This is a genomic window from Kitasatospora sp. NPDC056651, assembly GCF_042792155.1.
Lineage (GTDB): Bacteria > Actinomycetota > Actinomycetes > Streptomycetales > Streptomycetaceae > Kitasatospora.
The window spans coordinates 21,077-36,008 of sequence record NZ_JBHTWX010000006.1 but is presented as its reverse complement, the minus strand read 5'-3'; the positions used below and the strand labels follow the sequence as shown (position 1 = coordinate 36,008).

The 14,932-nt window shown below is 77.2% G+C and carries 7 protein-coding genes; 3 read left to right on the top strand and 4 right to left on the bottom strand.

Annotation, left to right across the window (positions count from 1 at the left end):
- Positions 1-96 precede the first annotated feature (96 nt).
- Genes ACFRAR_RS04725 through ACFRAR_RS04715 form a run of 3 tightly spaced genes read left to right on the top strand, consistent with a single transcriptional unit; the run spans position 97 to position 8,401 of the window.
- Positions 97-2,913: an AAA family ATPase gene (locus ACFRAR_RS04725; protein ID WP_380694768.1), complete on the top strand. Its 2,817-nt coding sequence runs from the start codon at positions 97-99 to the stop codon at positions 2,911-2,913.
- On the top strand, positions 2,910-5,576 hold the full coding sequence (locus ACFRAR_RS04720) for an AAA family ATPase (protein WP_380694767.1): 2,667 nt from the start codon (positions 2,910-2,912) through the stop codon (positions 5,574-5,576). The genes ACFRAR_RS04725 and ACFRAR_RS04720 overlap by 4 nt, the downstream gene beginning before the upstream one ends.
- Positions 5,577-5,581: 5 nt before the next feature.
- Positions 5,582-8,401 carry an ATP-binding protein gene (locus ACFRAR_RS04715; protein ID WP_380694765.1) on the top strand — a complete coding sequence of 940 codons (2,820 nt, stop codon included), beginning with the start codon at positions 5,582-5,584 and terminating at the stop codon, positions 8,399-8,401.
- 25 nt (positions 8,402-8,426) lie between these two features.
- Here ACFRAR_RS04715 and ACFRAR_RS04710 read toward each other — a convergent pair whose 3' ends face one another.
- From ACFRAR_RS04710 to ACFRAR_RS04695, 4 genes are all read right to left on the bottom strand, one after another.
- Positions 8,427-9,197 (bottom strand): BTAD domain-containing putative transcriptional regulator, encoded by a 771-nt coding sequence (locus ACFRAR_RS04710; protein WP_380694763.1) that lies wholly within the window; start codon positions 9,195-9,197, stop codon positions 8,427-8,429.
- Positions 9,198-9,435: 238 nt separating this feature from the next.
- Positions 9,436-9,948: a hypothetical protein gene (locus tag ACFRAR_RS04705; RefSeq protein WP_380694761.1), complete on the bottom strand. Its 513-nt coding sequence runs from the start codon at positions 9,946-9,948 to the stop codon at positions 9,436-9,438.
- A gap of 124 nt (positions 9,949-10,072) precedes the next feature.
- A complete protein-coding gene (locus tag ACFRAR_RS04700; protein ID WP_380694759.1) occupies positions 10,073-11,617 on the bottom strand; it encodes an FAD-dependent monooxygenase in 1,545 nt (514 codons plus the stop codon).
- The gene (locus ACFRAR_RS04695) at positions 11,614-14,931 is read right to left on the bottom strand and encodes a type I polyketide synthase (RefSeq protein ID WP_380694757.1); all 3,318 of its coding nucleotides are present in this window, start codon (positions 14,929-14,931) and stop codon (positions 11,614-11,616) included. Before ACFRAR_RS04695 ends, ACFRAR_RS04700 begins: the two co-directional genes overlap by 4 nt.
- Between the last annotated feature and the right edge of the window lies 1 nt (position 14,932).

Genomic DNA, 14,932 nt, shown 5'->3' with positions numbered 1-14,932 from the left:
ACGCGGCGATCCGGAGGGCACCGGTGGCGGCGGCGTGGGAGACCGGCCGTGCCGACCGGCGCGGCACCATCGGTCGGATCGAAAGGAGCGGATGTTATGTCCGGAAAGGTGAGGTTCTTCGCCCCGGCTGCCGAGTGGGACATGGTCGGCCGTTCCTCGGAACTGGCGGTGTTGCGCGCCTGTGCCGAGCAGGCCCGCGCCGGGAAGCCGCGCTGCGTGGTGGTGCGCGGGAACGCCGGGAGCGGGAAGACGGCGCTGCTCGACCGGTTCCGGCGCGACGGCGGCCAGGACGGGGCCACCGTGCTGTCCACGGCCGGCCGTCGCACCACGCGGGAGACGCCGTACGCCACCGTCGGCCGGCTCTTCGGGGACCGGCCGGACTCCGTGCCGCCCAGCCAGGAGCGGCTGGTCCCGGCGGCCCCGTCCCCCGGACCCCTGGTGCTCGTCGTCGACGACGCCCAGTGGTGCGACGAGCGCTCCCTGCGCTGGCTGGAATGCCTGCTCCACCGGCCGGAAGGCCTGCCACTGCTGGCCGTCCTGGCCTGGGGCGGGCCCGGCACCGGCCCCGGCGGTCCGGCCGGCCCGGCACTGGGCAGGATCGTCCGCCGCCCGGGAACCCGCCTGCTGTCCCTCGGCCCGCTGACCGAGGCCGACGTGGCCGCGGTCGCGACCCGCTTCCTGGGGCGGACGCCCGGCGCCGCCGCCGTGCGGCGCTGCACGGAACTCTCCGGCGGGAACCCCCTGCTGCTCCGGCGCATCCTGACCCGGCTGCGCGGGGGCGGCATCCGGCCCGGCGCCGGCGCCGGTGCCGGTGCCGGTGCCGTCGGCGACGTCGACGCGGCCTGGCACCGGAGCCACGCCTCCCTGGTGCGGGCCCACCTGAGAGGCCTGTCGGCGACGCAACTCCTGGTGGTGCGTGCCGCCGCCGTGCTCGGCTGGACCGATGCCCCGGCGGCCGGGGAGGGCACCGGCCACCCCGCGTCGCCCGAGCGCGTCGGCGCGCTCGCCGGGGCGCCGGCCCGGCTGGTCTCGGCGGTGCTCGGCGGCTACCGCGACAACGAACTCCTCGCCGCCGGGGGCCCGGAGGCCCTGCGCGCGGCGGTGCTGGAGGCCGTACCGCCCGGGGAACTGGCCCGGCTGCGCACCGACGCGGCCCGGCTGCTCAACGACGAGGGCTTCGCGGCCCCGGAGGTGGCGGGCCACCTGTTACCCCTGCCCCGGCTGGACGAGGGGTGGATGCGCGGCGTGCTGCTCGACGCGGCCGAGCGGGCACGGCGGCACGACGACCGGTCCCTGGCCGCACCGTACCTGCGACGGCTGCTGGCGGACGAGAGCGACGAGCCAGGCCGGGTGCGCACCGGACTGGAACTGGCCGGAGCACTGGCCGCCACCGACCCCGAGGCCGCGCTGGACACCTTGCGGAGCCTGCTGGACCGGACCACCGACGCCCGGCTCCGGGCCCGCGTCGCGCTGCAGCTCGGGATGACCGCGCAGGCCGCGGGCCGTCCGGCGCTCACCGTGCTCTCCCGGGCGCTCGACGCGCTGCGCGCCGCACCGGGCCCCGACGGCGACGAGGCCGGCCGCGACCTGCGCTGGAGGGCCGAGTCGGCCGTCCTCTGCGCCGGGCTGCACGACGCGCCCGCGTTCGCCGCCGTGCGGGAGCGGGCGCGCGCCGCCGTGGCGGGGGAGCCCGCCGGGGCCGCCGCGGGCGGCAGCCTGCTCCTGCGAGCCCAACTGGGCGCCCTGGACGGCGCGTCCGCCCGCGAGGTCGTCGACCTCGCCGCCCGGGCCGTCGGCGCCGAGGGCACCGCGGCCCCGGACTGGATGCGGGTCCACGCGGCCGTGCTGTTCCACCTGGCCGACGAGCCCGGCCGGGCACTGGAGACGCTGGAACCGGCGACGGCCGACGGCAACGGCTGCCTGCCCCGGTGGTGGCTGCTGGCGGAGCGGTCGAAGCTGCGGCACCGGCTCGGCGACCTCCCCGCCGCCGTCGCCGACGCGCGGGCCGCGCTGGACTGCCCGGGCCGGCCCCGGCAGAGCCCCGGCTTCGCGCTGCCGCTCATCGCCTGGGCCGCCGTGCAGAGCGAGCTGGGAGCCACCGGGGCCGCCGAGGCGGCTCTCGCCGGGGCGGCGGAATCCGGCCCGGGCCGGTCCGTCCTCGGCGGGGCCTGGTACCTGACGAGCCGGGCCGGTCTGCGTCTTCGCGCGGGTGACCCGGAAGGCGCGCTGGCCGGCGCCCGCCGCTGCGAACGCTGGTTCGCCGAGACGGGCCTGGGCGACCCGGCGTGGGCGCTCTGGCGCACCGTGGCCGTCCGGGCCCTGGCCGGGCTCGGCCGCACCGCCGAAGCCGCCGGCCTCGCCGAGGAGGGCCTGGCGGCGGCCCGCCGCTGGGGCACCCCCCATGCGCTCGGCCACGCGCTCCTCGCGGCGGGCACGGCGGCCCGCGGCGACCGCCGCGTGGACCTGCTGACCGCCGCGGTCGAGAACCTCTCCCGCTCACAGGCCCGGCTGGACCGCGCCCGCTGCGAACTCCTGCTGGGCAGGGAGCTGTCGGGGCGCGGCGACGTCCGGGGCGCCCGCGCGCACCTGTCCCGCGCGCACGAGACGGCGCGGCGCTGCGGCTCGCTCCCGCTGGCGGCCCGGGCCCGCGAAGCGCTGGCCGCCGCGGGTGTCGGCCGCCCACACCCGTCCCGCGCCGGAGCAGGGCCGCTGAGCGGCACCGAGCGGCAGGTGGCCGAGTCCGCGGCGGCGGGCGCCACCAACCAGGAGATCGCCGGGACCCTGTTCCTCTCCCGGCGCACCGTGGAGACGCGTCTGACCTCCGTCTACCGCAAACTCGGGCTGGCCGGACGGAGCGACCTGCCCGCCGCGCTCCGCGCCCTCGCCCGGTCCGCCGACCCGGCCGCCTCGTGACCGGCGGCACGGCGGGGGCGACGGCCCCCGCACCCGGACGGCGGCCGGTGGCCGGCGAGGACGTCCTCGTCGAACGGGACGCGGCGACGGCCTTCCTGCGCACGGCCGTCGACGGGCTGGGCTCCGGCCGCTCGGCGGTGATCGCGGTCGAGGGGCTCCCCGGCACCGGGCGCAGCGCGCTCCTGCGGTACGCCGCCGCGGCGGCCCTCGACGCGGGACTCGCCGCCGCGTGCGCGTCCGGCACCCCGGCCGAGACGGACCGGCCCTTCGGCATCGTCTCCCAACTCCTCGCGCGGCTGGGCGCGGACGACGCCGACGACCCGGCCGACGGGCCCCTGCCCCGGTCGTGCCGGGCCTTCCTCACGGCCGCGCGCGAGCGGCCGCTGCTCGTCGCCGTCGACGACGCGCAGTGGGCCGACACGGACTCGCGACGGTGGCTGGAGACCATGGCCCGGCGCACCCGGGGCGCGCCCCTCGTCCTCCTCGTCGCCGCGACGCCCGGATCGGTACCGGCCGCCCTCCCCGGCACGGCCGCGCGTCTCGCCCTGCGGCCGCTGAGCCGGGCGGGCACGGCCGGGATGCTGGCCGCCCACGGCGACGGACCCGTCGAGGAGGCGTTCGCCGAGGCCGCCCATGCCGCGTGCGAGGGCAACCCGGCGGTGCTGCGCTCGGTGCTGGCCTCGCTGGCGGCCGACGGCCTCGACCCCACCGCCGAGGCGGCGGCCGGCCTGCCGGCGCGCGCGGCCGAAGCGGTCGGCGAGCGCACCGCCAGGCTCGTGGACGGACTCGGCCCCGAACTCACCTCCCTGCTGCGCGCGATCGCCGTGGGCGGCCCCCACCTCGGCCTCCCCCAGCTCTGCGAACTGGCCGGACTGCGCACGCTGCCCGCTCCCCGCGCACTGCGCCTGCTGGCCGCGGCCGGCCTGGTCCCGGACCCGGACCACCCGGACGTGCCGCCGGGCGTGGCCGACCGGGTCCTCACCGGACTCACCGTGCGGCAGCGCGAGGACCTGTGCACCCGCGCCGCCGCACTCGGCCACCGCACGGCCCTCCCCGACACGGCGCTGGCCGAACTGCTCCTGGGCGCCCGGCCCGGCGGGACCGGATGGGCGGCTGACGCCCTGACCGGCGCCGCCGCCCGGTACCGGAGCAGCGAACCCGCCCGCGCGGCCCGCTTCCTGGAACGCGCGCTGGCCGAACCACTGGCACCCCACCAGCGGGCGCAGCTGCTCGTCGACCTGGGCGCGGCGGTCTCGACCGACGCCCCCGACAGCGGCGAACGCGCCCTGTGGAGCGTGCTGCACGACCCGAAGCCCGACGTGCCCCCCGCGGCCCGGCTGCGCGCCGCCGACCTGCTCGCCGTGTGGGGCCACGCGGCCACGGTGCGCCGGGGCACGGCGCTGGCCTGGTCCCTGCCGGGGGCCGACGGGGCGGAACGCGGTGCCTTCCAGGCCCTGTACTGGCTGATCGGAGGCGGCGCGCCGATGGAGGAGGGCGTGGACGTCCCGCCCGTGCCTCCCCTGGACGCGCCACCGGAAGGCCCCGCCCAGGCGGGCGTCCTGGCCCTGGGCTCGGCCCTCGCCCAGAGCCTGCCGCTCGCCCGCGTGCGCACCCTGGCCGAAGCCGCGCTGCGTCCCGACAGCGGCCATCCGGCGCTGTTCACCGCCCGGTTGGCGGCCTGCTACACCCTGGCCCTGACGGACGCGTACGAGGAGGCGGCCGCAGGTCTCGACGGGATCGTCGCCGAGGCCCGGAGCCGGGGCGTCGGGACGACCGTCACGGCGGCGCTGAGCCTGCGCGCGGCGGTGGCGCTGCGCCGGGGCTGGCTGGAGGAGGCGGACCGGGACCTCGCGGAGGTCGAGCGGGCGGCACTGCCCAGCTCCGCGCCCGTCAAGGCCAGGCCGCTGGTCGTGGCCCTGCGTCTGCTGCTGCACCTGGAGCGGGACGAGGTGGCCGAGGCGGGCCGGTGCGCGGCGGCCGAGCTGCCGGTCCTCGCGGTGAACGGCCTGTGGTGGCCGATGTTCCTGCACGCCAGGGGCCTGCTGGGGCTGCGCACCGGCGACCACCGGGCGGCCCTGTCCGACCTGCTGGAGTGCGGGCGCGGACTGCTGGCCAGAGGATGGACCAACCCGGCCCTCGTGCCGTGGCGTTCGGCCGCGGCCGCCGCCCGGCTGGGCTGCGGGGACCGGGCCGGAGCCGAACGCCTGGCGGTGGAGGAGTACGAGGCGGCCGAGGCGTGGGGGAGCGCGAGTGCGGTCGGCACGGCCCTGCTCGCCCTGGGCCGGGTGACCGAGGGCGAGCGGTCCGCCGGGGCCAGGGCCGCGGCGGCCCGGCTGCTGCGGGACGCCACCCCGCCCGAGTGGGACACCCCCCGCCGCGCCCGCCTGGTCCGGGAGCTGACCGGCGGGCCCCGCGCCCTCCCGGCGCCGTGGGACGCCACGCCGGCGCCCACCGGACCCGGCGGTCCGCAGGCCGGGCGGACGCTCACCGCGACCGAGCGGCACGTCGCCGAACTGGTCCGCGGCGGCATGACCAACACGGCCGTCGCCCGGCGGCTCTCGGTGTCCCGGCGGATGGTGGAGACGCACCTGACCCGGGCCTACCGGAAGCTCGGCGTCTCCGGCCGGCAGGACCTCTCCCGCGTCATCCCCCAGGAGGACTGATTCCCTTGCTGCTCGAACGGGACATCGAACTCGGCGCGGTGGCCGCCGCCCTGGACACCGCCGCGGCCCGCGGCAGTTCACTGACCGTCGTCACCGGAGCCTGGGGCGCGGGCAGGACGGAGCTGCTCGACCACCTCCCGCGGCTCGCGGAGGAGAGGGGCGCACGGGTGCTGCGGGCCGACGCGGCGCGCCCGGAGCGGGAGTTCCCCTACGGCGTGGTGCGCCAGCTCCTCGAACCGGTGCTCGCCGGCGCCGCGTCCCCGGAGCGGTGGCTGGGTGCGGGCGCCGAGGCCGTCCGGAGCGTCCTCGCCGAGGAGACGCCCGTCCCGCAGGACGGCACGCACCCGCGGCTGCTGCGGGAACTGCGCGCGCTGACCGCCCGGATGGCCGTCGACGAGCCGCTGCTCATCGCGGTGGACGACGCGCACTGGGCGGACGAGGCCTCGCTGCGCTGGCTGGCGTACTTCGCCAGACGGCCCACCGCGCGGCCCGTCACGGTCGTCGTGACCCTCGCCGACGGCGATCCCGAAGCCGGGACGCCCCTGGTGCGGGACCTCCTCGCCGCGGCCGGCCGCACCCTGCGGCTGCGGCCGCTGTCCCCCCGGGGCACCCGGGCGCTGGTGGAACGGAGCTTCGGCGAGCCCGCCGACGAGGCGTTCGCGCGGGCCTGCCACGAGGCCGCCGGGGGCAGCCCGATGGTCACGGCCGCCATCGGCCACACCCTGCGCCGGGCGGGGCTGCGGCCGGTCGCGGAGCACGGCGAGCGGGCCGCGCGGGTGAGCCCGCCCGACCTCCGGGAACGGCTCGCCCTGCGGCTGGAACAACTTCCCTCGCCCCTGCCGGAATTCGCGCGGGCCATGGCCGTCCTGGGGGAGCAGGCCGAGCCGGAGCTCCTGGCGCGGCTCGCGGGGCTGGACGCGGTCGGGTGCCGCGCGGCCGAACGGGCCCTGCGGGCACTGGGCCTGCTCCGTCGGCGTCCCGGCTCGCCGGTGCCGGTCTTCGCCCATCCCGTCTACCGGGACGCCGCGGAGGAGACCGCCACCGTCGAGGAACAGCAGGGGCTCCTCTCCCGCGCGGCCGTGCTGCTCCTCCGGGCCGGCCACCCGGCCGAGCAGATCGCCGCCCGGCTGGCGGCGACGACACCGTCCGCCCCGTCCGACGCGCCGTGGACGGTCACCGTGCTGCGCGCGGCCGCCGACGCCGCACTCGACCGCGGAGCGCCCGAGGACGCGGTGCGCTTCCTGCGCCGGGCCCTCCACGAAGCCCCGCCGGACGGTGAGGACCGCGCCGTCGTCCTGGTGGACCTGGCCGGTGCCGAACGGATCACCGACCCCTGGACGGCCGCGCGGCACATCTCCCAGGCGGTGCCGCTGCTGCCCTCGGCCGAGCAGCGGGCGGCGGCGCTGCTGCGCATCCCGCCGCCCGTCTTCGACACCGCGGCACCGCAGACGGTCGACCTGTTCCGCGAGGTCTTCGCCGCGCTCGGCCCCGGCCGTGCGGCGAGCGGTGCCGGACACGAGGTGGCGCTGCGGCTGGAGGCCCGGGTCCGGTGCGCGGAACCCGCCGCTCCCGGGCGGCTCGCGGCCTCGGTGCGGCGACTGCGGGAACTGGGCCCGGAACCCGGGCTGGGGACCGGCGCGCAGCGCGAGCTCGTGACCGTGCTGCTGCACGACGCGGTGGCCGCGGGAGGGATCGCGCGGGAGGACGCCGTCCGGCTCGCCCGGCAGGTCCTGGAACGCGAACCGGCGGTGCCGGAGCTGTCGTACACCACCCTGCCGCTGCTGGCGATCACGCTCGTGGTGGCGGACGACCTGACCGACCTCGCGGCCTGGCTGGAGACGCTCCTGGCGCGCGCCGTACGGCAGCGGGCCCTGGTGTCCCAGGTGATCACGGGGACCGAGCTGGCCCTGGTGCGGCTGCGGTCCGGGGACGCGGCCGGGGCCCTGACCCTGGCCCTGGAGGCCCACCGGCTCGCGGGGGAGCGGTGGGAGGCCAACGCGGCGGCCGACGTCGCCCTGGCCGCCGTCGCGGTCGAGACCATGGACCCGCGGCTGTGCGACCGTCTCCTGGCCCAGGACTCCGGCTCCGCCTACGGAGACCTCGCCGACGTCCACCGCAGCGTCGCCCACCGGATGCTCCGCGGCGTACGGGCCTTCCAGCGGCGCGACGACGCCACCGCCCTGGACCACTTCCTCGCCTGCGGCAGGCGGTTGGAGCGGGACGGCTGGCACAACCCCGTGCTCGGCCCCTGGCGTACCTGGGCGGCCCTCGCCCACCGCCGCCTCGGCGACGGGCGGGCGGCCGAGGAGCTGATGCGGGAGGAGTGCGAGCGGGCCCGGGCCTGGGGAGCCCCCGCCGAGCTCGGCCGTGCCCTGCGCGTGCACGGCACGCTCGCCGGAGGGGAGCGGGGAAGGGGGCTGCTGCGCGAGGCGGTGGACGTGCTGCGGCTCTCGCACCACCGCCTGGAGCTGGCGAGAGCACTGGTGCGGCTCGGTGTCCGGGAGGCCCGCGAGGGAGGCCGGCCGGCGGCGGAACTGCTGAGGGAGGGCGCCGCGCTCGCCGCCGCCTGCGGGCTGCCCGGCCTCTCGGACCGCGCCCGCGCGCTGCTGGGCGGACCGGCTCCGGACCCGGTCCGCGGCCTGTCCCCGGTGCAGCTCACGGTGGCCCGGATGGTGGCCCGCGGGCTGCCGAACGGTGCCATCGCCGACGAACTGGGGGTGACACGGCGCGCGGTGGAGAAGAACCTCACCGCCGTCTACCGCAAGCTGTCCGTCCGCGGGCGTGCCGAACTCGCCGGGGCGCTGCGGATGTCCGGATCCTGCTGAGCCGCCGCGCCCGCCCGCGGCGCCGTCAGGCGGAGGCCCGCGCGTACAGGTGGTCGTCCGCGGTGAGGATCGCGTGGTGCACCCGGCGGGTGGCGAGACAGGGTTCGAGGCCGAGTTCGCTCCGGAGGACCCCGCGGGCCACCTGGTAGACGTGCAGGGCGTCGGCCCGCCGGTCGCAGCGGTAGAGCGCCAGGATGAGCTGCCGGTGGAACGCCTCGTGCAGGGGGTGCTGGCCGAACAGCGCGTAGAGCCGGCCCACCGCTTCCCGGTGCCGGCCCAGTGTCAGCTCCGATTCCATCCACTGCTCGGTGCAGTCCAGGCGGGCCTGGTCGAGCCAGTTCACGAAGCCGTTGATGATGGGGCCGCTGCGCAGCCCTCCGAGGGTCGTCTCCTGGGACAGCTCCAGTGCGGAGCGCAGCTTCTCGACGGCCTCGTGGTGCGCCCCGGCCCGTGCCGCGGCCCGGCCCTCCTCGGCCAGCCGGCTGAACACGTGCACGTCGAGCTCGCCGGGTTCGACGTGGATGAAGTAGCCGGGAGAGCGGGTGACGATCGGGCTCTCGGCCATGCCGCAGGAACGCAGGAGCTTGCGCAGCTCGCAGATGCGGACGTGCACCGCCGTGGTGGCGCGCAGCGGTGAATTCCCGCCCCATATCTCGGAAATGAGCTCCTCCAGCGACACCACGTGATTGGCCCGGGCCAGCAGTGACGCGAGGACGATCTCCTTCTTTCGTGCCGAGACGAAAACCGGTTCGTCGCCGTGGAGGACGTGGGGTTTTCCGAGAATGCTGTATCGCACGTGGTACTCCAGTGCTCGTGGGGTAGCCGCTTCGATGTGGAGGAACGGGCGGACGGGAATGTGACGCCATGTCATCCGGCCGTAATGGAAACCTAATTGGCGGTGATCGGCGGGTCAACGAAGCGGAGGAATGCTGCGGTGTGGTTCGGACCGAACCGCCACCCGGTACGGAGGTGCCCCACGGCCACGTTCGGAGGGGGGGTACGGGGGCGGCGGCGAGCCGCCGCCCCCGCCGCGCTCAGTGGCCCGTCGCACCGCACAGCACGAGGTTCGCCTGGAACCGGTGGCGCAGCACCTCGCTGCGCAGTTCCCGTACGCCCACCCTGCCGATGTGGCGGCCGCCGGTGCCCACCGCGTGGAGCACCTGCCACTCGCCGGCGAGGATGGCGTTGACGTCGATCCAGCCCGCCGTCTGGATCTCCCCGTCCGGCAGGGTGATCTCCTCCCGGTAGAAGGCCATCAGGTGGCCGTCGGACGCGCGGTTGACGACCTTCCAGCTGTGGCCGACGAGGCGGCCCACGGAGTTGCCCCCGGCGTCGAAGAACTCGTCGGTGTGGGTGCTGCGGTCACCGGCGTTGAAGCCGCTCTCCGCGACCGCCGTGTAGTCGAGGTTCACCGTCTCGGACAGCCCGGTGAGCGCGAAGCAGTCGCCCGCGGGCTTCTCGGACACCGCCATCGGCTCGGTGGCCATCGAGGCCGCGCACTCGGCGCACATCTCCACCGCCGCGCGGAAGGGGTCGATCAGACGCATGTCAATGCCTTTCGTTCGCAGGGGACACAAGGGACACAAGGGACACAAGGGACACGAGGGACGCAAGGGGGCGTGGGGGGCTTCGGGGGGACCGCGGGGGGGGGGGCAGGCCGGCGGGAGGGGCTCAGCGGCCGTCCGGTCCCGCGGACGCGTCCCCGAACCAGCGGCGCAGGGCCGCCTCCAGCTCCCGGGGGTCGGGCGCGCGGTCCTGTGGCGCGACCCAGGCGACGTGTCCGTCCGGCCTGATCAGCACGGCGGACAGGTCGTCGGCCGCGGCCCGGGGACAGGCGGCGGTGACGACGTCCACCCGGTCCGCCCAGCCGTCGGCGACGGCCTTCAGCGCGGGCACGTCCGCCAGGTCGAGCAGCACCCCGCGCGCCCGCTCCAGCAGGCGCGGGCTGCCGTACGTGGAGCCGTCCGGAGCGGTCAGCTCGCGGTGCGGCATCCGCCTGCCCACGAGCGGGTGTTCACCGCCGAGGTCGTAGCGCACGTCGACGGCGCTGAGCTCCCCGGCCAGCCGGTCGTTCACCTCGACCGACTCCAGGCTCTCCGCGACGACCGTGCGCAGTGCGTCGATGTCCGGTCCCGCGGTCATCAGGACGTTCTGCGCCCGGGTGTTGAGCAGCACGCGGGCCGCGGCCGGATGGCGCTCCCGCTGGTAGCTGTCCAGCAGGCCCGCGGGCGCCCGGCCGCCGACCACGGCCGCGATCTTCCAGCCGAGGTTCACCGCGTCGTGCACCCCCAGGTTGAGCCCCTGACCGCCGAACGGCGGGTGCACGTGCGCCGCGTCACCGGCCAGCAGCACCCGGCCGACGCGGTAGCGCGCCGCCTGCCGGGTGGTGTTGCCGAACCGGCTCAGCCACTGCGGCGTCGCGCCCGACAGGTCGATGCCGGCGACGGCGGCGACGCTCTCGCAGACCTCCTCGAAGGTCGGCGCCGCGGCCCGCCGCACCGGCGGCCGGCTGCGATCGCCGACGATGAACCGCAGGACGTCCTCGCCCGCGGTCGAGACCGCGACGGCGGAGACCGCGAGCCAGCCGCGCTCGCTCCGCACGAAGGGGAAGGGCCGCTGCCGCAGCCCGGGGAGGTCCCGGCTCATCCCGGAGACGTCGGCCAGCAGGACATCCGCCGTGGCGTCGGTCCCGGGGAACTCGACGTCGAGCAGCGACCTGACCGTGCTGCGGCCGCCGTCGCAGCCGACGGCGTAGGCGCCCCGGAGCCGGTACCGGCCGTCCGGGCCCGTCACCTCCAGATCCACGCCGTCGGCGTCCTGGCGCAGCCCCGTCACCTCGTGGCCGCGCCGCACCTCGGCGCCCAGCTCCCGCGCCCACTCGGCGAGCACCCGCTCGATGCGCGCCTGGGGCAGCAGCAGCACCGCGTGCGGGCTGTCGAGCCGGCCGAGGTCGATGGCGACCGGAAGCAGCGCGAAGTGGCTGTAGCGGCCCGTGCGGCTGCCGGTGAACCGGTCGAGGATCCCGCGCTGCTCCCAGATCTCGATCGTCCGCGCGTACACCCCCGGCGCGCGCGACTCGCGGTCGTCGGTGAACCCCGGACGCCTCTCCAGGACCACCACCTCCACGCCCGCGAGCCGCAGTTCGGCGGCCAGCATCAGGCCGGTCGGGCCGGCGCCGCAGACCACCACCGGTCGCCGGGTCTCGTTCGTCGTCATGCGGGTGACTCCTTGGGGTGCGGAGGGTCGAGTACGGTGCGCAGGTACCGGGCGAGGGCCACGGGATCCGGGTGGTCGTAGACCACGACCGGTTCCAGCAGCAGCCCGGTGGCCTCGCACAGCCGGTTGCGCAGGTCGAGGGCGGTGAAGGAGGAGAAGCCGGCGTCCTGGAAGGGGACTTCGGCCCGGACGGCGTCCGGCGCGTCGTGTCCGAGCACGGCGGCGGCGTGGGTGCGGATGATGTCCAGCAGGACGCGCTCCTGCTCCTCGGGGGAGGAGCCGGCGAGGGACTCGGCCAGCCGCCGCCGCTTGTCGGCGTCCTCCAGGACCCGGGGCGGCTCGGCCGCCCCGTCCGGGGCGTGTGGGGCCCGGCGGTTCCACCAGGCGGACAGGGCGGGCAGCACCTCGCCCAGCGCGGCCCGGCGGCCGTCGTCCAGGTCCAGGCGTTCCGCCAGCGCCTCCAGGTCACCGCCCGTCACCGCGTTCCAGAACTCGGCTTCGCCCCCGCTCGTACGGCGCGCGCCCCGGACGGCGGCCGACTCCAGCCAGTAGCGCCGCCGGGGGAAGGCGTAGGGCGGCAGGGCGACGCGCCGCGCGCCGGGGAGGACGGCCTCCCAGTCCACCTCCGCACCGTTGGCCCAGGCCCGGGCGAGGGCGTCCAGCGCGCGCGGGGCCTCGGGCCGGCCCTTGAGGAGCACCGGTGCGCACACCGTCCCGCCGGCGGGCAGGCTCAGCTGCGCCAGGGAGGTCAGCACGGCGTCCGGGCCGAGTTCGAGGCAGGTGGACACGCCCGCGTCCTTCAGGTGGCGGACGCCGTCGTGGAAGCGTACGGTCGCGCGGATCTGCCCGGCCCAGTAGTCGGGTGAGCCCAGCTCCTCGGCGGTGGCCGGGCGGCCGGTGACCAGCGAGACGACCGGGACCGTCGGCGGGTGGTAGGCCAGGGTCGCCGCGACCGCCCGGAAATCCGCCAACGCGGGCTCCATGAGCGGCGAGTGGAAGGCGTGGCTGACCCGGAGCGCGGTGGTCCGGCGCCCCTTCTCGGCGAAGGAGCGGGCGACCCGCTCGGCCGCCTCCCGCTCCCCGGACAGCACCAGCGCCCGGGGGCCGTTGACGGCGGCGATGCCGAGGACGTCCGCGCAGTCGGCCAGCAGCGGCAGGACCTCCGCTTCCTCGGCCTCCACGGCGATCATGGCTCCCCCTTCGGGCAGCGCGTCCATCAGCCGCGCCCGGGCGGCCACCAGGGCGGCCGCGTCCGGCAGGTCGAGGACCCCGGCCACGTGCGCGGCGGTCAGCTCGCCGACGGAGTGCCCGGCGAGCCGGCCGGGTGTGATCCCCCAGTTCCGCAGCAGCCGGTACAGCGCCGTCTCCAGGGCGAACAGCGCGGGCTGGGCGTAGCCGGTACGGTGCAGCAGCGCCGCCTCCGGGCTGTCCGGCGCGGCGAACACGACCTCGCGCAGCGGACGTTCCAGGTGCACGTCCAGGTGGTCGCAGACCTCGCCGAACGCCTTCGCGAAGACCGGGAAGGCCTGGCCCAGTTCGGCCCCCATGCCCAGCCGCTGGCTGCCCTGACCGGTGAAGAGGAACGCGGTCCCGCCCGCCCCGGCCGCCGTGCCGCGCACCAGCCCGGACGCGCCGCGGTCCCGAGCGAGGTCCGCCAGGGCGGCCATCAGCTCCTCGCGGTTCCGCCCCACGACCGCGGCGCGGTGCGGGAAGTGAGTCCGGGTGGTCGCCAGCGACAGGCCGACGTCCGCCGCCCCGGCCTCCGGGTGCTGGAGCAGGTGACGGTGCAGCCGCCGGGCCTGGGCCCGTACGGAGGCGCGGGTGCGGGCCGACAGCACCCACGGCAGCGGCCCCTCCGGCGCGGTCCTCCCGGCCGCCGGCTCCTCCGTGGCGGGTGGCTGCTCCGCGGCGGGTGGCTGCTCCGCGGCGGGCGGCTCCTCCAGCACGAGGTGGGCGTTGGTGCCGCTGATCCCGAAGGAGGAGACGGCCGCCCGGCGGGGGCGGCCCGGGGCCGCCCCCCACGGCGCGGCCTCGGTGAGCAACGAGACGGCCCCCGACGACCAGTCGACGTGCGGGGTGGGCTCGCTCAGGTGCAGGGTCTTCGGCAGCACGCCGTGGTGCATGGCCAGCACCATCTTGATGACGCCGCCGACGCCCGCCGCGGCCTGGGTGTGGCCGACGTTGGACTTGAGCGAGCCGAGCCGCAGCGGCCGTCCGGCGGGCCGGCCGCGCCCGTAGGCGGCCAGGACGGCCCGGGCCTCGATCGGGTCGCCCAGGGCCGTGCCGGTGCCGTGCGCCTCGACGGCGTCCACGTCGGCGGGGGTGAGGCGGGCGTTGGCCAGGGCCTGACGGATCACCCGCTCCTGCGCGGGCCCGCTCGGGGCCGTGAGACCGTTGCTCATGCCGTCCTGGTTGACCGCGCTGCCGCGGACGACCGCGAGGATCCGGCGGCCATTGCGCCGGGCGTCCGACAGGCGCTCCAGCAGGACCAGGCCCGCGCCCTCGGCCAGCCCGGTCCCGTCGGCATCGGCCGAGAACGCCCGGCAGCGGCCGTCGGGGGACAGCCCCCGCTGGCGGCTGAACTCGACGAGGGTGTTGGGCGTGGCCATCACCGTGGCACCGCCCGCGAGCGCGAGCGCGCACTCGCCGCCGCGCAGCGCCTGGACGGCCAGGTGGACGGCGACCAGCGAGGACGAGCACGCGGTGTCCAGCGTCACCGCCGGACCCTCCAGCCCGAAGGTGAAGGAGATCCGGCCGGAGGCGACGCTGCTCGACGTGCCGGTCATCAGCTGGCCCTCGAACTCCTCGGGCGCCTCGTGCGGGTGCGGCGCGTAGCGCATGTCCGCCACCCCCACGAAGACGCCGGTCCGGCTGCCGCGCAGGGTCCCGGGGACGATGCCCGCCCCTTCGAACGCCTCCCAGGCGGTCTCCAGCAGCAGCCGCTGCTGCGGGTCCATGGCGGTGGCCTCGCGCGGGCTGATGCCGAAGAACTCGGCGCCGAAGTCGCCCGCGTCGTGCAGGAACCCCCCGCCGGAGGCGTAGGTCGTCCCCGGGCGGTCGGGGTCGGGGTGGCACAGGGAGGCGAGGTCCCAGCCCCGGTTGACGGGGAAGCCCGAGACGGCGTCGGTCCCCGCCTCCAGGAGCCGCCACAGGTCCTCGGGGGTGCGGACGTCACCCGGGTAGCGGCAGCTCATCGCGACGATCGCGATCGGCTCGCCGGCCGCCTCCTCGGCCGCCCGCAGCTTCTCCCGGGTCTCCTGGAGGTCGGCCGTCACCCACTTGAGGTAGTCGAGCAGCTTCTCTTCGTCGGACATC